19 protein-coding genes and 1 other annotated feature are annotated in these 17,710 nt (G+C 37.6%); all 19 genes read right to left on the bottom strand.

What is annotated here, in order from left to right:
* Window positions 1–35: 35 nt before the first annotated feature.
* Window positions 36–569 (bottom strand): transcription termination/antitermination protein NusG, encoded by a 534-nt coding sequence (gene nusG, locus CN326_RS15955; protein ID WP_098309989.1) that lies wholly within the window; start codon window positions 567–569, stop codon window positions 36–38.
* Between the two features lie 126 nt (window positions 570–695).
* Window positions 696–875, bottom strand: a complete 180-nt coding sequence (gene secE, locus CN326_RS15950) for a preprotein translocase subunit SecE (RefSeq protein ID WP_098309988.1) — start codon at window positions 873–875, stop codon at window positions 696–698.
* A 32-nt stretch (window positions 876–907) separates the two neighbouring features.
* Complete coding sequence (gene rpmG, locus CN326_RS15945) at window positions 908–1,054, bottom strand: 50S ribosomal protein L33 (protein WP_081625682.1); 147 nt, start codon at window positions 1,052–1,054, stop codon at window positions 908–910.
* 172 nt (window positions 1,055–1,226) lie between these two features.
* The gene (locus CN326_RS15940; RefSeq protein ID WP_098309987.1) at window positions 1,227–1,901 is read right to left on the bottom strand and encodes an RNA polymerase factor sigma-70; all 675 of its coding nucleotides are present in this window, start codon (window positions 1,899–1,901) and stop codon (window positions 1,227–1,229) included.
* A 67-nt stretch (window positions 1,902–1,968) separates the two neighbouring features.
* Window positions 1,969–2,481, bottom strand: a complete 513-nt coding sequence (locus CN326_RS15935; RefSeq protein WP_098309986.1) for an NYN domain-containing protein — start codon at window positions 2,479–2,481, stop codon at window positions 1,969–1,971.
* Window positions 2,482–2,483: 2 nt separating this feature from the next.
* Window positions 2,484–3,227, bottom strand: coding sequence for a 23S rRNA (guanosine(2251)-2'-O)-methyltransferase RlmB (gene rlmB / locus CN326_RS15930; protein ID WP_098309985.1), 744 nt, complete (start codon window positions 3,225–3,227; stop codon window positions 2,484–2,486).
* Window positions 3,228–3,229: 2 nt separating this feature from the next.
* Window positions 3,230–3,631, bottom strand: a complete 402-nt coding sequence (locus CN326_RS15925) for a Mini-ribonuclease 3 (protein ID WP_098309984.1) — start codon at window positions 3,629–3,631, stop codon at window positions 3,230–3,232.
* A gap of 2 nt (window positions 3,632–3,633) precedes the next feature.
* The gene (cysS, locus tag CN326_RS15920; RefSeq protein WP_098309983.1) at window positions 3,634–5,031 is read right to left on the bottom strand and encodes a cysteine--tRNA ligase; all 1,398 of its coding nucleotides are present in this window, start codon (window positions 5,029–5,031) and stop codon (window positions 3,634–3,636) included.
* Window positions 5,012–5,677 carry a serine O-acetyltransferase gene (gene cysE, locus CN326_RS15915; protein ID WP_098309982.1) on the bottom strand — a complete coding sequence of 222 codons (666 nt, stop codon included), beginning with the start codon at window positions 5,675–5,677 and terminating at the stop codon, window positions 5,012–5,014. The genes cysS and cysE overlap by 20 nt, the downstream gene beginning before the upstream one ends.
* A 178-nt stretch (window positions 5,678–5,855) precedes the next feature.
* Window positions 5,856–6,104 (bottom strand) — a binding site (T-box leader).
* Window positions 6,105–6,152: 48 nt separating this feature from the next.
* A complete protein-coding gene (gene gltX / locus CN326_RS15910; protein WP_098309981.1) occupies window positions 6,153–7,610 on the bottom strand; it encodes a glutamate--tRNA ligase in 1,458 nt (485 codons plus the stop codon).
* Between the two features lie 89 nt (window positions 7,611–7,699).
* Entirely contained in the window at window positions 7,700–8,176 is a 477-nt protein-coding gene (gene ispF / locus CN326_RS15905; protein ID WP_098309980.1) for a 2-C-methyl-D-erythritol 2,4-cyclodiphosphate synthase, read from the bottom strand.
* A gap of 134 nt (window positions 8,177–8,310) precedes the next feature.
* Window positions 8,311–8,994 carry a 2-C-methyl-D-erythritol 4-phosphate cytidylyltransferase gene (gene ispD / locus CN326_RS15900; RefSeq protein WP_098310025.1) on the bottom strand — a complete coding sequence of 228 codons (684 nt, stop codon included), beginning with the start codon at window positions 8,992–8,994 and terminating at the stop codon, window positions 8,311–8,313.
* Window positions 8,995–9,010: 16 nt separating this feature from the next.
* On the bottom strand, window positions 9,011–10,111 hold the full coding sequence (locus CN326_RS15895) for a PIN/TRAM domain-containing protein (protein ID WP_098309979.1): 1,101 nt from the start codon (window positions 10,109–10,111) through the stop codon (window positions 9,011–9,013).
* 161 nt (window positions 10,112–10,272) lie between these two features.
* Window positions 10,273–11,346: a DNA integrity scanning diadenylate cyclase DisA gene (gene disA / locus CN326_RS15890; RefSeq protein ID WP_098309978.1), complete on the bottom strand. Its 1,074-nt coding sequence runs from the start codon at window positions 11,344–11,346 to the stop codon at window positions 10,273–10,275.
* Window positions 11,347–11,349: 3 nt separating this feature from the next.
* Complete coding sequence (gene radA / locus CN326_RS15885; RefSeq protein ID WP_098309977.1) at window positions 11,350–12,726, bottom strand: DNA repair protein RadA; 1,377 nt, start codon at window positions 12,724–12,726, stop codon at window positions 11,350–11,352.
* A 99-nt stretch (window positions 12,727–12,825) separates the two neighbouring features.
* Window positions 12,826–15,261, bottom strand: coding sequence for an ATP-dependent protease ATP-binding subunit ClpC (gene clpC, locus CN326_RS15880; RefSeq protein ID WP_098309976.1), 2,436 nt, complete (start codon window positions 15,259–15,261; stop codon window positions 12,826–12,828).
* A gap of 13 nt (window positions 15,262–15,274) precedes the next feature.
* Entirely contained in the window at window positions 15,275–16,348 is a 1,074-nt protein-coding gene (mcsB, locus tag CN326_RS15875) for a protein-arginine kinase McsB (protein ID WP_098309975.1), read from the bottom strand.
* Between the two features lie 4 nt (window positions 16,349–16,352).
* Window positions 16,353–16,910: a protein-arginine kinase activator protein McsA gene (mcsA, locus tag CN326_RS15870; RefSeq protein ID WP_098309974.1), complete on the bottom strand. Its 558-nt coding sequence runs from the start codon at window positions 16,908–16,910 to the stop codon at window positions 16,353–16,355.
* A 101-nt stretch (window positions 16,911–17,011) separates the two neighbouring features.
* Window positions 17,012–17,473, bottom strand: coding sequence for a CtsR family transcriptional regulator (locus CN326_RS15865; protein WP_098309973.1), 462 nt, complete (start codon window positions 17,471–17,473; stop codon window positions 17,012–17,014).
* Between the last annotated feature and the right edge of the window lie 237 nt (window positions 17,474–17,710).

Genomic DNA, 17,710 nt, shown 5'->3' with positions numbered 1-17,710 from the left:
ATTATCACTTTTTACAATTCATTTCAAGTTTCATTTTATAATTTTTCAATTTGGTGGAAATCTAGCTCAACTGAAGTTTCGCGACCAAACATATCAACAAGTACTGTTACTCTTTGTTTTTCTAGGTCAATTTCATTAATAGCACCTGTGTAATTCGCAAATGGGCCTTCGTTCACACGTACAGTCTCATGAAGTTCAAAGTCAAAGTCAACTACTTCATTTTCCATTCCCATGTGTTTTAAGATTGTAACTACTTCTTCTTCTAATAACGGAGATGGCTTCGAACCCGATCCAGAAGATCCAACAAATCCTGTTACACCCGGTGTATTGCGAACAACATACCAAGAATCATCTGTCATGATGATTTCTACCAACACGTAGCCAGGAAATACTTTCCTCTTTGTTACTTTTTCTTTTCCGTTTTTCATTTCTACTTCTGTTTCCTCTGGAACAATAACACGGAAAATTTTATCTTGCATAGCCATTGTTTCTACGCGTTTCTCTAGGTTTGTTTTTACTTTATTTTCATATCCAGAATAAGTATGGACAACATACCAACTTTTTTCCATTAATTTAGGACGACCGTCCTTCCCTCCCTGACGTACATTTTTTCGTGCAAATGAAAAAACCCGTTCACCGGGCTTTTACACAGTTCATATAAATAACATTAACATTATATCATGTATTAGCGCTTCTTATTCAAGAATTAAACGAATTAAAGAAGAAATCCCCATATCCACTACCGCAAAGAAAATTGCACAGAAAGCAACTGTTGCAATTACAGTAAGTGTCGAACGGATTAATTCATCTTTTTTCGGCCAGCTTACTTTTTTCATTTCACGACCTACGTCGCCAAAAAAGTTCGTCAAACGCATTTCCGGGACCTCCAGTGCATAATTACAATTATTTATTTTGTTTCCTTATGAATCATGTGCGCATTACACGTTTTGCAAAATTTCTTTATCTCAAGACGCTCTACTGAGCTTGTATCTTTCATTGTGGAATAGTTTCGATTATTACACTTTTCACATGCGAGTACAACCTTTTTTCTCATCTGTTACACCAGCCTTGTAACATTATTTCTTTAAAAATGTATCATACAATAAAAGGCAATGTCAATGACACTCCCCACCTTACTGTAAAAAGAGAAGGAGAGGAAAAAAACCTCTCTTTTATATTTCTCTATTAACCTAATACATTTTAAAAAAACCAACTATTTAAACATCTTAACGTTTGAGTGAAGGTGAGTGAACAGTTGCCGTTTCTCTCATTTCCATATAACGCTCAAGCTTCCTTTTCACTCGTTGCAGAGCATTATCAATGGATTTTACATGGCGATTCAATTGCTCTGAAATCTCTTGATACGATCTTCCATCTAAATATAAAGAAAGCACCTTTCTTTCTAAATCGCTTAATAATTCAGATATTTTTAATTCTATATCAACATACTCTTCCTGACTAATAATCATTTCTTCAGGATCCGTCATCTTCGCTTCAGATATAACATCTAACAGAGTTCGATCAGATTCTTCATCATAAATTGGTTTATCTAAAGAAACATATGAATTTAAAGGGATATGTTTTTGTCTTGTCGCTGTTTTAATCGCGGTGATAATTTGACGTGTAATACACAATTCCGCAAAAGCTTTAAAGGAAGACAGCTTGTCCTCTTTATAATCACGAATCGCTTTAAATAATCCAATCATACCTTCTTGAATAATATCTTCACGATCAGCGCCAACCAAAAAGTAAGATCTTGATTTTGCACGAACAAAATTTTTGTACTTATGAATTAAATACTCTAGTGCATCAACATTACCTTGTCGTACTAATTCAACTATCTCTTCATCCTCTAAATCACTAAATGTAACATTGTTGCCGCTTACGAAGTCTGTTTCCAATCTGATCCCTCCGACCGCTAATTATTTAGCAATATTATACAGTAAACACTTGAAGAGCGTCAATGTTTCAACGCCCTCCTCGCCTTAATTTTTCTAATTTTTCTGTAACTTCTTCACTAAATATCGTCCGCATTGCCGGTTGTTCTTCTTTCGTTTTCTTCGTTTCATGACGTACTCTTCGTTCCATCGCCTGAACTTCTATCTCTAACTCACGCGCCGATTTACGCAGAGCACCCTGCCCAAAAATGGCCCACTGCTCTGTGTAATCAGACGTCGCAACATAAATACGTGTATTAATATTGCGCAACTCAATTGCGAGTTGCTCAATTTTTTCATCCGCCGTTTGGTTTTTCCTTGTAAAGATTACATCTACAGACGCTTGTTTCATCTTCTTTTCAATTCCATAAACAGAATACGCATCAAAAACAATCATTACTTTCGTGCCTGTATACCCTTGATAATCTGCCATTTTATCAATAAGCGAGTCTCGCGAAGCTTGTAAGTCTACATCCCGTAGTTTTTTCAAGTCTGCCCAAGCTCCGATAATATTGTAACCGTCAACGATTAAAATATCATTCATTTTTATTCACCGATTGGGTGACGTTTCCGATACACTTCATACATTAACAAGCTAGCAGCAACTGAAGCATTTAAGGATGTAACTTTACCAGCCATTGGTAGATGAATCAAGAAGTCACATTTCTCACCGATAAGACGGCTCATACCTTTCCCCTCACTACCAATCACTAAACCAATTGGCATCTTTCCATCTAAATTACGGTAGTCATCTTTCCCTTTTGCGTCTGTGCCTGCAATCCAAAGCCCGCGCTCTTTTAATTCATCAATCGTTCTCGATAAATTTGTAACACGAGCTACTGGAACATACTCAATCGCTCCTGTCGAAGCCTTTGCAACCGCCGCTGTTAAACCAACCGCCCTGCGCTTTGGAATAATAATACCATGGGCTCCTACTGCATCTGCCGTACGCATAATAGAGCCTAAGTTGTGTGGATCTTCAATCTCATCAAGAATTAAGAAAAATGGGTCTTCATTCCGCTTAGCCGCCAACGCAAATAAATCCTCTAAGTCCGCATATTCATATGCTGCCACTTGTGCGATTACACCTTGATGATTCCCCTCTACAAGTTGATCTAATTTTTTCTTCGGTGAATTCTGCACTAAAACTTTGTTTTCTTTCGCTAATGCTAGTACAATTTGCACTTGTCCTTTCGCAGCACCTTCTGCAATCCAAATCTTATTAATATCACGACCTGCTCTTAATGCTTCAATTACAGGGTTACGTCCAATAATATATTCACTGTTCACGCTCACGCGCCTCCTTCCTTATCCTCTAACACACGAATTGCTTCAAATACAAGCTCTTCTATTCGTGTCTGATCATTTAATAAATAATGATATCCAATCAGCGCCTCAAAAGCAGTACTATATCGATATGTTTGTACATCTGTATTTTTCGGAACAGAACCTGATTTTGCATTGCGTCCTCTTCTTAATACAGCTTCCTCTTCTTCAGTAAGAAATGCTGCCTCTAGTAAATGATGAACAACTTTCGCTTGCGCTTTTGCAGAAACAAAGCTTGTCCCCAAACGATGTAATTGATGTGGACGAACTGTTCCTTTTTGAAGCAGGTGATAGCGGATATATTGTTCATATACCGCATCACCCATATATGCTAACGCTAAGCTGTTTAATTGCTTTGCATCAATCATGTTTAGCCTCTTTTCCATCTTGTACCTTGTGGTGTATCTTCTAAAATAATGTTACGCTCTTTTAATTCATCGCGAATTTGATCAGATAATGCAAAATCACGATTTTTACGAGCCTCAATACGCTTTTGGATTAGTGCTTCAATTTCTTCATCAAGCAATTCTTCTTTCGTTAATTCTAATCCTAAAATTCCAAATAGCGTTTCAAGCTGTTTTACATACGCCGCAATCACTGTTTTTGATGTATGCTGTTCTAATAAATATTGATTTGCATGATTTGCTAAGTTATATAACTCTGTTACTGCATTTGCCGTATTAAAATCATCATCCATCGCTGCTTCAAATGCAGCTTGGAATTTCTCCATCTCATCTAACCATTTCTCATTATGATCCGTTAAATCAGTACTACTTTCCATACGATGCTTTAAATTACCATAAGCTGTTTCAATGCGCTCTAATCCATTATTTGTATGCTGTAATAATTCTTCACTAAAGTTAATTGGATGGCGATAGTGCACAGATAACATAAAGAAACGAATTAATTGTGGATCGTACTGCTTGATAATATCGTGAACTAGGACAAAGTTACCTAGTGATTTAGACATTTTCTCATTATTAATATTAATATATCCATTATGCATCCAGTAACGTGCAAATGGTTTCCCGGTCAATGCTTCTGATTGCGCAATTTCATTTTCATGATGCGGGAATGTTAAATCTTGACCGCCAGCATGAATATCAATTGTATCACCTAAATATTTACGTGCCATCGCAGAGCATTCAATATGCCAACCTGGACGACCTTTTCCCCATGGACTATCCCAGAAAATTTCTCCTTCTTTAGCAGCTTTCCATAATGCGAAGTCTAGCGGATCTTGTTTCTTTTCACCAATCTCAATGCGGGCACCATGACGCAAATCTGCAATTGGTTGATGAGATAATTTACCGTATCCTTCAAATTCCTTCGTTCTGTAATACACATCCCCTTCAGATTCATATGCATATCCTTTATTCACAAGTTCCTGAATAAACTCAATAATGATATCCATATTTTCTGTTACACGAGGATGAACTGTCGCATGTTTGCAGCCTAGTGCCGTTACATCTTCAAAGTATGCTTCAACAAAGCGATCTGCAATTGTTGGAACATCTTCTCCTAATTCATTAGCAGCTTTAATCAGCTTATCATCTACATCCGTGAAGTTAGATACATATTGCACATCGTAACCACGGTGTTCCATATAACGGCGCACTGTATCAAATACGATTGCCGGTCTTGCGTTACCGATATGAATGTAGTTATATACGGTCGGTCCGCATACATACATTTTCACTTTATTTTCCTCTAATGGAATAAACTCTTCTTTTTGACGCGTTAGCGTATTATAAATGTGAATAGTCATTTTTATCCTTCCTTTCTGTTTTCACTACCATTTGTTTTTTCAATTGTTCGAGCTCTTCTTCCACTGCTTTCAACTTATCAAAAATCGGATCCGGAAGATCACAATGATTTAATTCTTGACCTACTTTTATCCCATTTTGAATCACGACGCGACCAGGAATACCTACAACTGTAGAATGTGCAGGTACTTCCTTTAACACAACCGAACCAGCACCAACTTTAGAATTTTCTCCAACCGTAATCGATCCAAGCACTTTCGCACCTGTTGCAATCAACACATTGTCTTTAATTGTTGGATGACGTTTCCCTTTTTCTTTTCCCGTACCGCCTAACGTAACACCTTGATAAATTGTCACGTTATCTCCAATTTCACACGTTTCTCCAATTACAACTCCCATGCCATGATCAATAAAAAACTTACGACCAATTGTTGCCCCCGGATGAATTTCAATACCCGTAAAAAAACGACTCATTTGTGAGATAACACGAGCAAAAAAGAAAAACTTTCGTTTATAAAAGGCATGTGCAATACGATGCGCCCAAATTGCGTGCAATCCAGAGTAAGTTAAAATCACTTCGATGTAACTTCTCGCTGCTGGATCCTGTTCAAAGACGACTTCAATATCCTCCCGAAGCCTCTTAAACATTTTTGTTCCCCCTTTTTGTTTAAAGTGAAACTTCCATCAGTGGATCTCTTTACCACTAATAGTGAGTTGAACCAATAAGGTTTTTAATTTCTACTTCCTTACAAAGTTTTTCCAACTATTTATACCAAAAACTCTCCCCCATACCTGTAGGTATAGAAAAAAGGCGTCTCTGTCTATAGACAGAGACGCCTTACTAGCGCGGTTCCACTCTGTTTAGGCCTAAAAAAGCCTCAAACTCAAACATGATAACGGTGTATACCGCTTCTGCTTACTTTGCGTCGCCATGACGCTTCTCGAAATACATTCTTTGTTCAGCAGAAGACTCAAAGGGGCACTTCAAAAATCTGCTTTTAAACCACTTCCAGCCAAATGGTGGTTTTCTCTGTGAAAAGCATGATTTTCTACTTCTCCTTCTCGTCGCTTTCGTTTATTTCATTTTGAAGTATTCTTATTATATTTCTAAATCCGTAAAAAGTTAACCAATTACTTTACGAACACGATTTAAAACTTTTTCTTTTCCAAGAAGCGCAATTGCATTTGGAAGTTCTGGTCCGTGTGTTTGGCCAGTTGTCGCAACGCGAATTGGCATAAATAAATTTTTCCCTTTTTGACCTGTTTGCTTTTGAACAGCTTTAATTGCTGCCTTAATTGCTGCAGGTTCTACTTCTTCTAATGCTTCTAGCTCTGCCGCAAACGCACGAAGAACTTCTGGTACTTGTTCGCCTTTTAATACTTCTTGTCCTTCTTCTTCATAATCCACATGATCTTTAAAGAACATATCAGATAGCTCAACAATTTCAGCTCCGAAGCTCATTTGATCATGATATAAAGCAATCACATCGCGAATCCAAGCTAGTTCTTGCTCACTTGGATTTTCACCTACACGACCAGCTTTTACTAAGTGCGGTAAGCTTAATTCCACAACGCAATCTAAGTCTTGCTTTTTCATATATTGGTTGTTCATCCATTTTAATTTTTGAGAATCGAATAATGCCGGTGATTTCGATAAACGAGCTGCATCAAACATTTCAATAAACTCATCCTTAGAGAAGATTTCTTCTTCTCCTACTGGTGACCAACCTAGTAATGCGATAAAGTTAAAGATTGCTTCTGGAAGATATCCCAGCGCTTCATATTGTTCAATAAATTGAATAATAGATTCATCACGTTTACTTAACTTTTTACGGCTTTCATTCACAATTAACGTCATATGACCAAATTGTGGTACATCCCAACCAAATGCTTCATAAATCATCATTTGTTTTGGTGTATTAGAAATATGGTCATCACCACGAAGAACGTGTGAGATTTCCATGAAATGATCATCTGCCGCTACTGCAAAGTTGTAAGTTGGGATGCCATCTTTCTTCACGATAACGAAATCGCCGAAATCGTTTGAGTTGAAAGATACGTCTCCTTTTACAATATCATTAAATACATATTCACGGTTTTCAGGTACACGGAAACGAATACTTGGAATGCGTCCTTCTGCCTCGAACTGTTTTACTTGCTCATCTGTTAAATCACGGTGACAACCCGCATAACGAGGTGTTTCACCACGAGCGATTTGTCCTTCACGTTCTGCTTCTAACTCTTCTTCTGTCATATAGCACTTATACGCTAAGCCACGCTCTAATAAATCTTCATATAACTTTTTATAAATATCTAAACGCTCCATTTGACGGTACGGACCATATTCACCACCAACGTCGATGCTTTCATCCCAGTCCATGCCAAGCCATTTTAAATACGTTAATTGGCTTTCTTCGCCGCCAGCAATATTACGCTTTACGTCTGTATCTTCAATACGGATAATAAATTTACCGTTTTGACTACGAGCGAATAAATAGTTAAATAATGCCGTACGTGCATTTCCGATATGTAAGTGTCCTGTTGGACTTGGCGCATAGCGCACTCTCACTTGCTTTTCCATAGTTGGTACACCTTCCATTCTTAATGTCAACAGATTCCTTAATTGTACACCAAAAAATTACGATTATCCATCTTACGAATCAAAAACAACTATTTTTTCTGTAATAATACAATAGCCTGTGAAGCAATTCCTTCTTCTCGCCCTGTAAATCCTAATTTTTCTGTCGTCGTTGCCTTTACATTGACATTCTCCATGTCTGTTTGTAAAAGCTCGCTGATTCTCTTGCGCATACTTTCAATATGCGGTGCCATTTTTGGTTTTTGGGCAATAATTGTACAATCTAAGTTTCCGAGTACATACCCTTGCTCTGTAACAAACTCCCACACTTTCTGTAAAAGCACAGCTGAATCCGCATCTTTAAATGCAGGATCTGTATCTGGAAAGTGCTTACCGATGTCACCAGCAGCAATTGCACCTAAACAAGCATCAGCAATAGTATGTAAAAGGACATCCGCATCGGAGTGCCCAAGTAATCCTTTTTCATATGGAATTGTAATACCACCAATAATTAATGGTCTTCCTTCTGCAAATGCATGTACATCAAAACCTTGTCCAATTCGAAACATTTCCAATTCCTCCTCAAACTACACTAGTAAACTTTATATCATTCTTACGGACATATAAAAGCTCCGCCTGTTGAAGTTTCTGCTCTATATATAGAAAAGCTCGGTAGCTACCGAGCTTTTCTATTATAACATTGCTATTGTATTTTCAAAACTCGTAGAAAGCTTTCAGCAATCACTAAATCTTCAGGTGTTGTCACCTTTATATTGTGATAGCTTCCTCCTACAACTCCTACCTCTTTAGGAAGGCGTTCCACCAAACTAGCATCGTCAGTTCCGAGAAAGCTCGCTTGTTTTGCACTCTCATGTGCCTCTAACAGAATGGGAACATGAAATCCTTGCGGCGTTTGAACTGCTCGCAAATGAGAACGTTCTACTGTTTCAACAACAGTATCATGCGTCACTTTTTTAATTGTATCTTTCACAGGTACCGCACAAATGGATGCACCTTTTTCTTTAGCCATTTGCAATACATCTTCAATCATCTTTTTCGTTACAAATGGACGCGCCCCGTCGTGGACAAGTACATACTCTACATCTCTTACATACATAAGAGCATTGTATACACTATCCTGGCGCTCACTTCCACCTTGGATAAGTTGGATGTCTTTTTGAATATGATAAGTTTGGAGAAGTTCTTCAAAGTAAGAACGCTCTCCCTCATTAATCGCTAAAATAATCTGTTTACATTGTTCATCTTTTTCAAAAGCTCGTAATGTATGAATGATAATGGGAACAGAATCTATTTGTAAAAATAATTTATTTTTATCCGCTCCCATACGCTTACCTTGTCCTGCTGCAGGAATAATTAATGTATATATCATCGCAATCCTCTACTTATAATGCTTTCTCTAACAACTTACGCTTAGCAAAGATCATACGGCCCGCAGATGTTTGCAGTACACTTGTAACAAGTACATCAAGTTGGTGACCAACATGCTCTCTACCATCTTCGACTACGATCATTGTACCGTCGTCCAAATAAGCAACACCTTGATTCTGCTCTTTTCCATCCTTCACAACGTATACGCTTAACTCTTCACCCGGAAGTACAACAGGCTTAATGGCATTTGCTAAATCATTAATGTTTAAAACTGTCACACCTTGCAATTCGGAAACTTTATTTAAGTTAAAATCATTCGTAACAACAGTGCCACCTGTTAACTTCGCTAACTTCACAAGCTTACTATCGACTTCTTGAATATCTTCAAAATCACCTTCATAAATCTCTACTGGAATAGATAACTCTTTTTGAATACGATTTAAAATATCCAAACCTCTTCGTCCGCGATTACGCTTTAATGCATCCGAAGAATCAGCAATATGCTGTAGTTCTTCTAACACAAATTGCGGAATGACAATTGTGCCTTCCAAAAATTTTGTTTGGCAAATATCCGCAATACGCCCATCAATAATAACACTAGTATCCAATATTTTCCAACCAGAAGTTAACGTTTCTACTTCCTCATTTTCATTGTTCGTATTTTTTTTCTTCCCTCCGCGTTGCGGCAATGTAAACAACCCTAACAATTCATTCCTCTTTTTAAACCCTACTTGGAACCCTAAGTAACCAAGTAATAGCGTGAAAAAGATTTGCAATACTGTACTAATGACTTGAATGGTAAATTCGCGAATCGGAATCAAGATCAAATACGCAACAATTAGTCCTGAGATTAATCCTAATGTTCCAAATAACACATCTGTGACAGGTGCTTTTACAAGCGCTTCCTCAATATGTTTAATAAGCTGAACAATATAATCTACAAGCCAAAATGTTGTTAAAAATAAAATGATTGCACCAATAATTGCACGAATATAAGAACCTTCAAGCCAAGGAACTGCACCTATATCCAACATATCGATTACTTTTGGAATAAGAAAAATTCCCAATGCTCCTCCAATAACTAAAAAGAAAAGCTGCACGATTCGTTTTAACATTCAACCACCTCCTACTCATTATTAACCATTACTTCGTCACTCAAAACGTCGAGTGCAAAAGTGGACGTGTTTTTTTTATAATTTGTTTTATTTACCAATATATCATATCATATATGAAAAATCTTTGAGTGTCGCTATATTGTGAAATCAATGTAATATTCTTAATTGTGCCTGCTCATATACAAGTGTTCTTGAATTCGTTTTAAACCCTCTCGTATCTTTTTCGCCCGTACTTCTCCAATTCCTTCCACATCATCCAAATCAGCAATTGTTGCACGGCAAATTCCTTGTAAGTTCTTAAAACGATTAATTAAGTTCTCAATAATAAGAGGCGGAACTCTAGAAATTTTACTCGCGATCCGATAACCTCTTGGTGTAATGCTTTCTTCTAATTTCATTTGTCCGGAATATCCAAGTAATTTCACTAAATCGCTATCTTCTAGAAGTTGTGCATTCGCAAGCTCTTGTAATTTTTTTAAAACTTGATAGTGCTCTTGTGTTTTTTCATGATAGTAGTCTTTAATTAATAGTGCAGCCTCTGCTTCCACGTCAGCAAGCAATTCTGTCAATTGTAAACGAATAAGTCTTCCTTCTGTTCCTAATTCATGAATGTAACTGTAGATTTCATTTTTAATCCGTAGCATCATTTCAACACTATGTAGTACATGCACAACTTCAGACATTGTAACCACTTCTTCAAACTCTAAAATACCAAGGTTCGTTATGCCCTCATTCCATACAGCTTTATATTTTTCTAATGTTTGAATCGCTTGGTTTGCCTTTGTTAAAATAACCCCAATATCTTTTAATGTGTAACGTAAGTTTCCTTGATATAACGTAATTACATTTCGTCTTTGTGAAATAGCAACAACAAGACTACCCGTTTGCTTCGCCACTCGCTCTGCTGTTCGGTGGCGCATACCTGTTTCAATAGAGTCAATAGATGAATCAGGAACCAACTGTCCATTAGCGATTAAAATTTTACTTCCCGTTTCATTTAAAATAAGAGCACCATCCATTTTTGCTAGTTCGTATAGACTAGCAGGAGAAAAAGCACAATTAATATGAAATCCTCCATCAACAATACTTTTAATTTGCTCGTTGTATCCGAGTACAATAAGGCCACCTGTTTGCGCACGGAGCACATTATCAATTCCTTCTCTTAGCGGTGTCCCCGGTGCAACAAGCTGCAAAATATTAATAATACTTTTGGAACGTTGCTTGTTTTCTTCCATATCTTATCCTCCTAGTGCAAATCGAAGAGCCTCTCCTATATTCGATACTCCAACTACTTCAATACCTTCTGGAATCGTCCATCCACCCAAATTTTTACTTGGGATAATAACACGCTGAAATCCTAATTTTGCTGCTTCTTGTACACGCTGTTCGATACGAGAAACACGGCGAACTTCTCCCGTTAAACCAACTTCACCAATGACTGCATCACCCGGAAAAGTCGGTTTATCGCGAAAACTTGATGCGATACTTAAAGCAACTGCCAAATCAACTGCTGGTTCATCTAATTTAATTCCCCCAGCAACTTTTAAATAAGCATCTTGGTTTTGGAGCAATAACCCTGCTCTTTTTTCTAGTACTGCCATAATAAGAGAAACACGGTTATGGTCAATTCCTGTTGCCATTCTTCTTGGATTCCCGAAACTTGTAGGAGAAATTAATGCTTGTATTTCTACTAAAACAGGCCTTGTTCCTTCCATAGAAGCAACAACCGTTGAGCCAGCAGCACCCACAGGTCTTTCTTCTAGAAAAATTTCAGAAGGATTCAATACCTCTGAAAGGCCAAGCTCCTTCATTTCAAAAATCCCCATCTCATTGGTTGAACCAAAACGGTTTTTTACCGCTCGTAAAATTCGATATGTATGATGACGATCTCCTTCAAAATAAAGAACGGCATCCACCATATGCTCTAACATACGTGGACCAGCTATAGCTCCTTCTTTCGTTACATGCCCTACAATAAAAATAGGGATTCCTTTCGTTTTTGCAAGCTTCATAAGTTCTGCTGTACATTCACGTACTTGCGCTACGCTTCCTGGCGCTGAAGTTACTTCCGGTAAATGAATGGTTTGAATAGAATCAATTACTACAAATGATGGATTCATTTCATCTATATATGCTGCGATTCGTTGTAAATCTGTTTCTGATACAACAAATAAATTATCTCCATTTACATGAAGACGATCTGCTCTAAGTTTAATTTGTTTTGCAGATTCCTCACCTGATATGTATAAAACATCATAAGCACGATCTGCTAGTTGTGATGATATTTGCAATAATAATGTTGATTTCCCAATACCAGGATCTCCCCCTATGAGCACGAGAGAGCCATCTACAATTCCACCACCAAGCACCCGGTTAAATTCCTGAAAATTCGTTTCAATACGCGCCTCTGTTTTCGTTTCCACCTCTTTCAGGCGGCGAGGCTTCGTTAATTCAGTTTGGATTGCACTTGCATAGTTCAGACGGCGTGATGATACAACTGGTTCCATCTCTTCCACTAGTGTATTCCATTGTCCGCACCCCGGACACTTTCCCATATACTTTGGTGACTGATAACCACATTCTTGACATGTAAATTTCGTTTTCTTTTTAGCCATCGTTTTTTACACTTCACTTCGCTTTCATATGAGACAAAAATATTTCTTTTTTGTACAAGAAAGAGGGCTATTGTTTAGCCCCCCTTTGTTTGTCTATACTTATTTTACCTTTTCTGCACTACGAATGACAAATGATTCTCCTTCTGCATCAAAAACAACTTTTTGACCTTTCTCAATAACCCCTTTAAGAAGTTCCTCTGATAATCGATCTTCTACATGTTTTTGAATTGCACGGCGTAGTGGACGAGCACCATACTCTGGGTCAAATCCTTTATCTGCAATCGCTTCAATTGCTGCATCCGTTAACTCTAACTCAATGTCTTGTTCTTTTAAACGTTTGACCAACAGTTCTACCATAAGTGTAACAATTTCTTTAATATGTTTTTTCTCTAATGTATGGAAAACAATAATTTCGTCAATACGGTTTAAAAACTCAGGGCGGAATGCCTTTTTCAACTCATCCATTACTTTACCCTTCATATCTGCATAATCACGACTTTCATCTTGTACATTAAATCCAAGATGTTTGTTTCGTTTTAATGCATCTGCACCTACGTTAGAAGTCATAATAACAATTGTATTACGGAAATCAACTGTACGACCTTTTGAATCTGTTAAACGACCATCTTCTAGCACTTGCAGTAAAATATTGAATACATCTGGATGTGCCTTTTCCACCTCGTCAAGTAAGACAACAGAGTATGGTTTGCGACGAACCTTTTCTGTTAACTGGCCACCTTCTTCATATCCAACATATCCTGGAGGAGAACCAACTAAACGAGAAGTAGAATGTTTCTCCATGTACTCCGACATATCAATACGAATCATTGCATCTTCGTCACCAAACATAGATTCCGCTAATGCGCGTGCAAGTTCCGTTTTACCAACACCAGTTGGTCCTAAGAAAATAAAAGAACCAATTGGACGTTTTGGATCTTTTAAACCTGCTCTTGCGCGGCGCACTGCTTTTGCAACCGCAACAACCGCTTCATCTTGCCCAATTAAACGATCATGTAAAATATTTTCTAAGTTCAATAGTTTGTCTGTTTCTGTTTGAGCTAGCTTAGAAACCGGAATACGCGTCCACGTTGAAACAACATTTGCAATATCCTCTACTGTTACTTCCGAATTCTCTTTACCTTGTTGCTCTTTCCATTGACGCTTCGTATCTTCTAATTTTTCACGTAGGCGCTGTTCCATATCACGTAAAGAAGCTGCTTTCTCAAATTCTTGACTTTGTACTGCCGCATCTTTTTCTTTTCTTACTTCTTCTAGCTTCGATTCAAGTTCTTTTAAATTTGGTGGTGTTGTATAAGAACGTAAACGAACTTTTGAAGCTGCCTCATCAATTAAGTCAATCGCTTTATCAGGTAAGAAACGATCCGTAATGTAACGATCAGATAATTTTACAGCGGCGTCAATTGCATCGTCTGAGATAGAAACACGGTGATGTGCTTCATAACGATCACGTAATCCTTTTAAAATTTGAATCGATTCTTCTAAGCTTGGTTCATCAACGTGAATCGGTTGAAAACGTCGCTCTAATGCCGCATCTTTTTCAATATATTTACGATACTCATCTAGCGTTGTCGCCCCAATACATTGTAGTTCCCCGCGCGCTAATGATGGCTTTAAAATATTCGATGCGTCAATCGCCCCTTCTGCACCTCCCGCACCAATTAATGTATGAAGCTCATCAATGAATAAAATAATATTAGCAGCTTGACGAATTTCATCCATAACTTTCTTTAAACGGTCTTCAAATTCACCGCGATATTTCGTACCAGCAACTACAGTCCCCATATCTAATGTCATAACACGCTTATCGCGTAAAGTCTCTGGAACTTCGTTGTTTACAATTTGTTGTGCTAGCCCTTCAGCAATTGCTGTTTTACCAACACCAGGTTCTCCAATTAACACAGGATTATTTTTTGTTCTTCTACTTAATACTTCAATTACACGTTGAATCTCTTTGCTACGACCAATTACTGGATCTAAACGCCCTTCACGTGCTACAGCTGTTAAATCGCGAGCTAAACTATCAAGCGTCGGTGTATTTGCATTAGCCGAACCACCACCTTGATGACCCGAAGCCGTCTCGTTACTACCAAGAAGCTGCAGTACTTGTTGACGCGCTTTATTTAAACTTACACCTAAATTATTTAAAACACGGGCCGCAACGCCTTCTCCTTCACGAATAAGCCCAAGTAAAATATGCTCTGTTCCCACGTAAGAATGACCAAGTTTACGCGCTTCATCCATTGATAACTCTATTACTTTTTTTGCACGCGGTGTGTAGTGAACCGTTTGGGACATCTCCGTGCCGCGCCCAATTAGTGCTTCTACTTCTTTTTGAACTTTCTCTGGGCTTAATCCAAGTGCGACCAATGCTTTTGCAGCAATCCCTTCTCCTTCGCGTACAAGGCCGAGTAAAATATGCTCCGTGCCGATATTATTATGACCAATGCGAATTGCTTCTTCTTGGGATAACGCTAATACCTTTTGTGCTCGCTCTGTAAATCTTCCAAACATCATATGAATCACACTCCTACTTCGCTCGATTTTGTTCAATTCGTAATCTTTCACGAATAAGTGCTGCTCTGCGATAATCTCTTTCATCAGGTTGTAAGGGGCCTCCAGCATATTGCTGCAAGATTCCAGGCTGTGTAAGTACCATTAACTCCGTTAAAATATTCCTAGATATATTTTCGATATAACCAAGATCAATACCAAGTCGAACATCCGATAAACACGTTGCTGCCTCAGCAGATTCAATTAAACGGCTATTCGCTAATACACCATAAGAACGATACACCTTATCTTCAAGCTCAATACTTGAATTTTTCATAATTGATTCTCTTGCTATTCGTTCTTGTTGAATGAGTTGCTGAACAACACTCTTTAAATCTTCTACAATATCTTCTTCAGGTTTTCCCAATGTCATTTGATTAGAAAGTTGAAATATATTCCCTAACACTTCGCTACCTTCACCATATATCCCTCTCACAACTAAACCAAGTTGATTAATTGCTTGAACGATACGGTTCATTTGTCCTGTTAAAACGAGAGCTGGCAAATGTATCATCACTGAGGCTCGTAAACCTGTTCCTATATTTGAAGGACAGCTCGTTATATAACCAACTTGTTCATCAAATGCATATTCAACCTGATTTTCTATCCAATCATCAATTCGATTTGCACTATGCAACGCTTCTGATAATTGTAATCCCGGAAATAAACATTGAATCCGAATATGATCTTCCTCATTAAGCATAATACTTACTTGTTCATTCTCAGATAATAAACAAGCACCATATTCTGTTCCCACTAAATCCGGACTTACAAGGTGCTTTTCGACTAATACTCTGCGCTGCAAAGGTTCAATCCTATTCATTTGTAAAAGTTCAAGTACCCCGAAAGGTGCAACTGCTTGATTAGCAAATTTTTCTTGAAATACATGAATCATTTGCTCCGCTTCCTTATTTGTTAACATAGTCGGGAACTGATAGTCTCGTAAATTCCGAGCCAATCGAACACGACTGCTTAAAACAATATCGGAATCAGGACCGTCTTCCCTCATCCATGGACTAATTGCTTCGTTCATAATACGATCGAGTGACATAGAATTATTCCCCCTCTCTATGCTCACGAAGCTGATTTTCTATGCTGCGAATTTTATCTCGTACTTCAGCAGCCTGTTCAAACTCTTCTTGTTGTATGCACTCCTGCAATTTTAGTTTTAACTCATCTAATTCTTTTTTTAGATGAATATTTCCTCCTATACGGTTAGGAATTTTTCCGTGATGCTTTGTATGCCCACCATGAAGCCGTTTTAGCATTGGTTGTAATTGTTCTTTAAATGTTTCATAACAAGACGAACAACCAAACCTTCCGACCTTTGCAAATTGCGGATATGTCATATTACATTTCGGACATTGCAACGGCTGCACATTCGAAACATTATTTGTTTCTTTCTCAGATGCAGGTTGCTCAACATGTAGTAGCCCTGCTAATAAATTATGAAATGACAAACTAGACTTATTAGAATTATTTGATTGAAAGAAAGACGTATATCCATTTTCTTGGGCACATTGCTCGCAAAGATGAATCTCCGTCTTTTTTCCATTGATTGCTTTTGTAAAATGCAGCGTTGCTGATCGTGAACTACAGTTTTGACAAATCAACGTATTTCCCCACCTTTACAATAGGAAAGAATTATTAATTTACAACCTTATTCGTTCAATTAATCCTTAAGAGACAAAGCATTCCTAAGGGAAGTTTCACTTTACTTATACTTCAATGTTCTAAGCATCGCTCGAAGCATACGTGCTCGTAATTCATCTCGAAATGGTAAATCTGTTAGTAAAACAGATCGATCTAACACACTAAACATAAGCTTTGCTTCCCTACTGGTAACAATACCTTCTTCTGCTAAACGCCTTATTATACTCTCAGCGCTTGATTGAGTAATGCTATACTGAATCATTTGTAACATTTGGTTAATAATGTCTATATCATCATGCAATTTGACCTTTATAATGCGAATATAACCTCCACCACCTCGTTTACTTTCTACTATGAAGCCTCTTTCTAGTGTAAAACGAGTATTAATAACGTAGTTAATTTGAGATGGCACACAATCAAACTTATCAGCAATTTCATTTCTTTTAATTTCAATTGCATCATTATTACTTAAGTCAATAACTTGCTTTAGATATTGTTCAATAATATCAGATATATTTCTCATTTATCCTCCACCTTTATTGACTTTGACTATCTTTGACTTTAATTATATACGTATTAAAAAATTTTGCAACTCTTTTGCTTCCCTCTCTATCCTATCCATATTTTCTCTCATTTAATCAACCGTTCTTTATTTTATGAATAAAGAATATAAAGTTTCCTATATAAAAAAGAACACAAAAAAAGACGAGTACAATGACTCGTCTTTCGCTTGCCTGGCAACGTCCTACTCTCACAGGGA

Source organism: Bacillus sp. AFS018417 (genome assembly GCF_002560985.1).
GTDB classification, from domain to species: domain Bacteria; phylum Bacillota; class Bacilli; order Bacillales; family Bacillaceae_G; genus Bacillus_A; species Bacillus_A rhizoplanae.
Note: the sequence above shows the minus strand (reverse complement) of the source record. Positions and strands in the feature narration are given on the sequence as shown.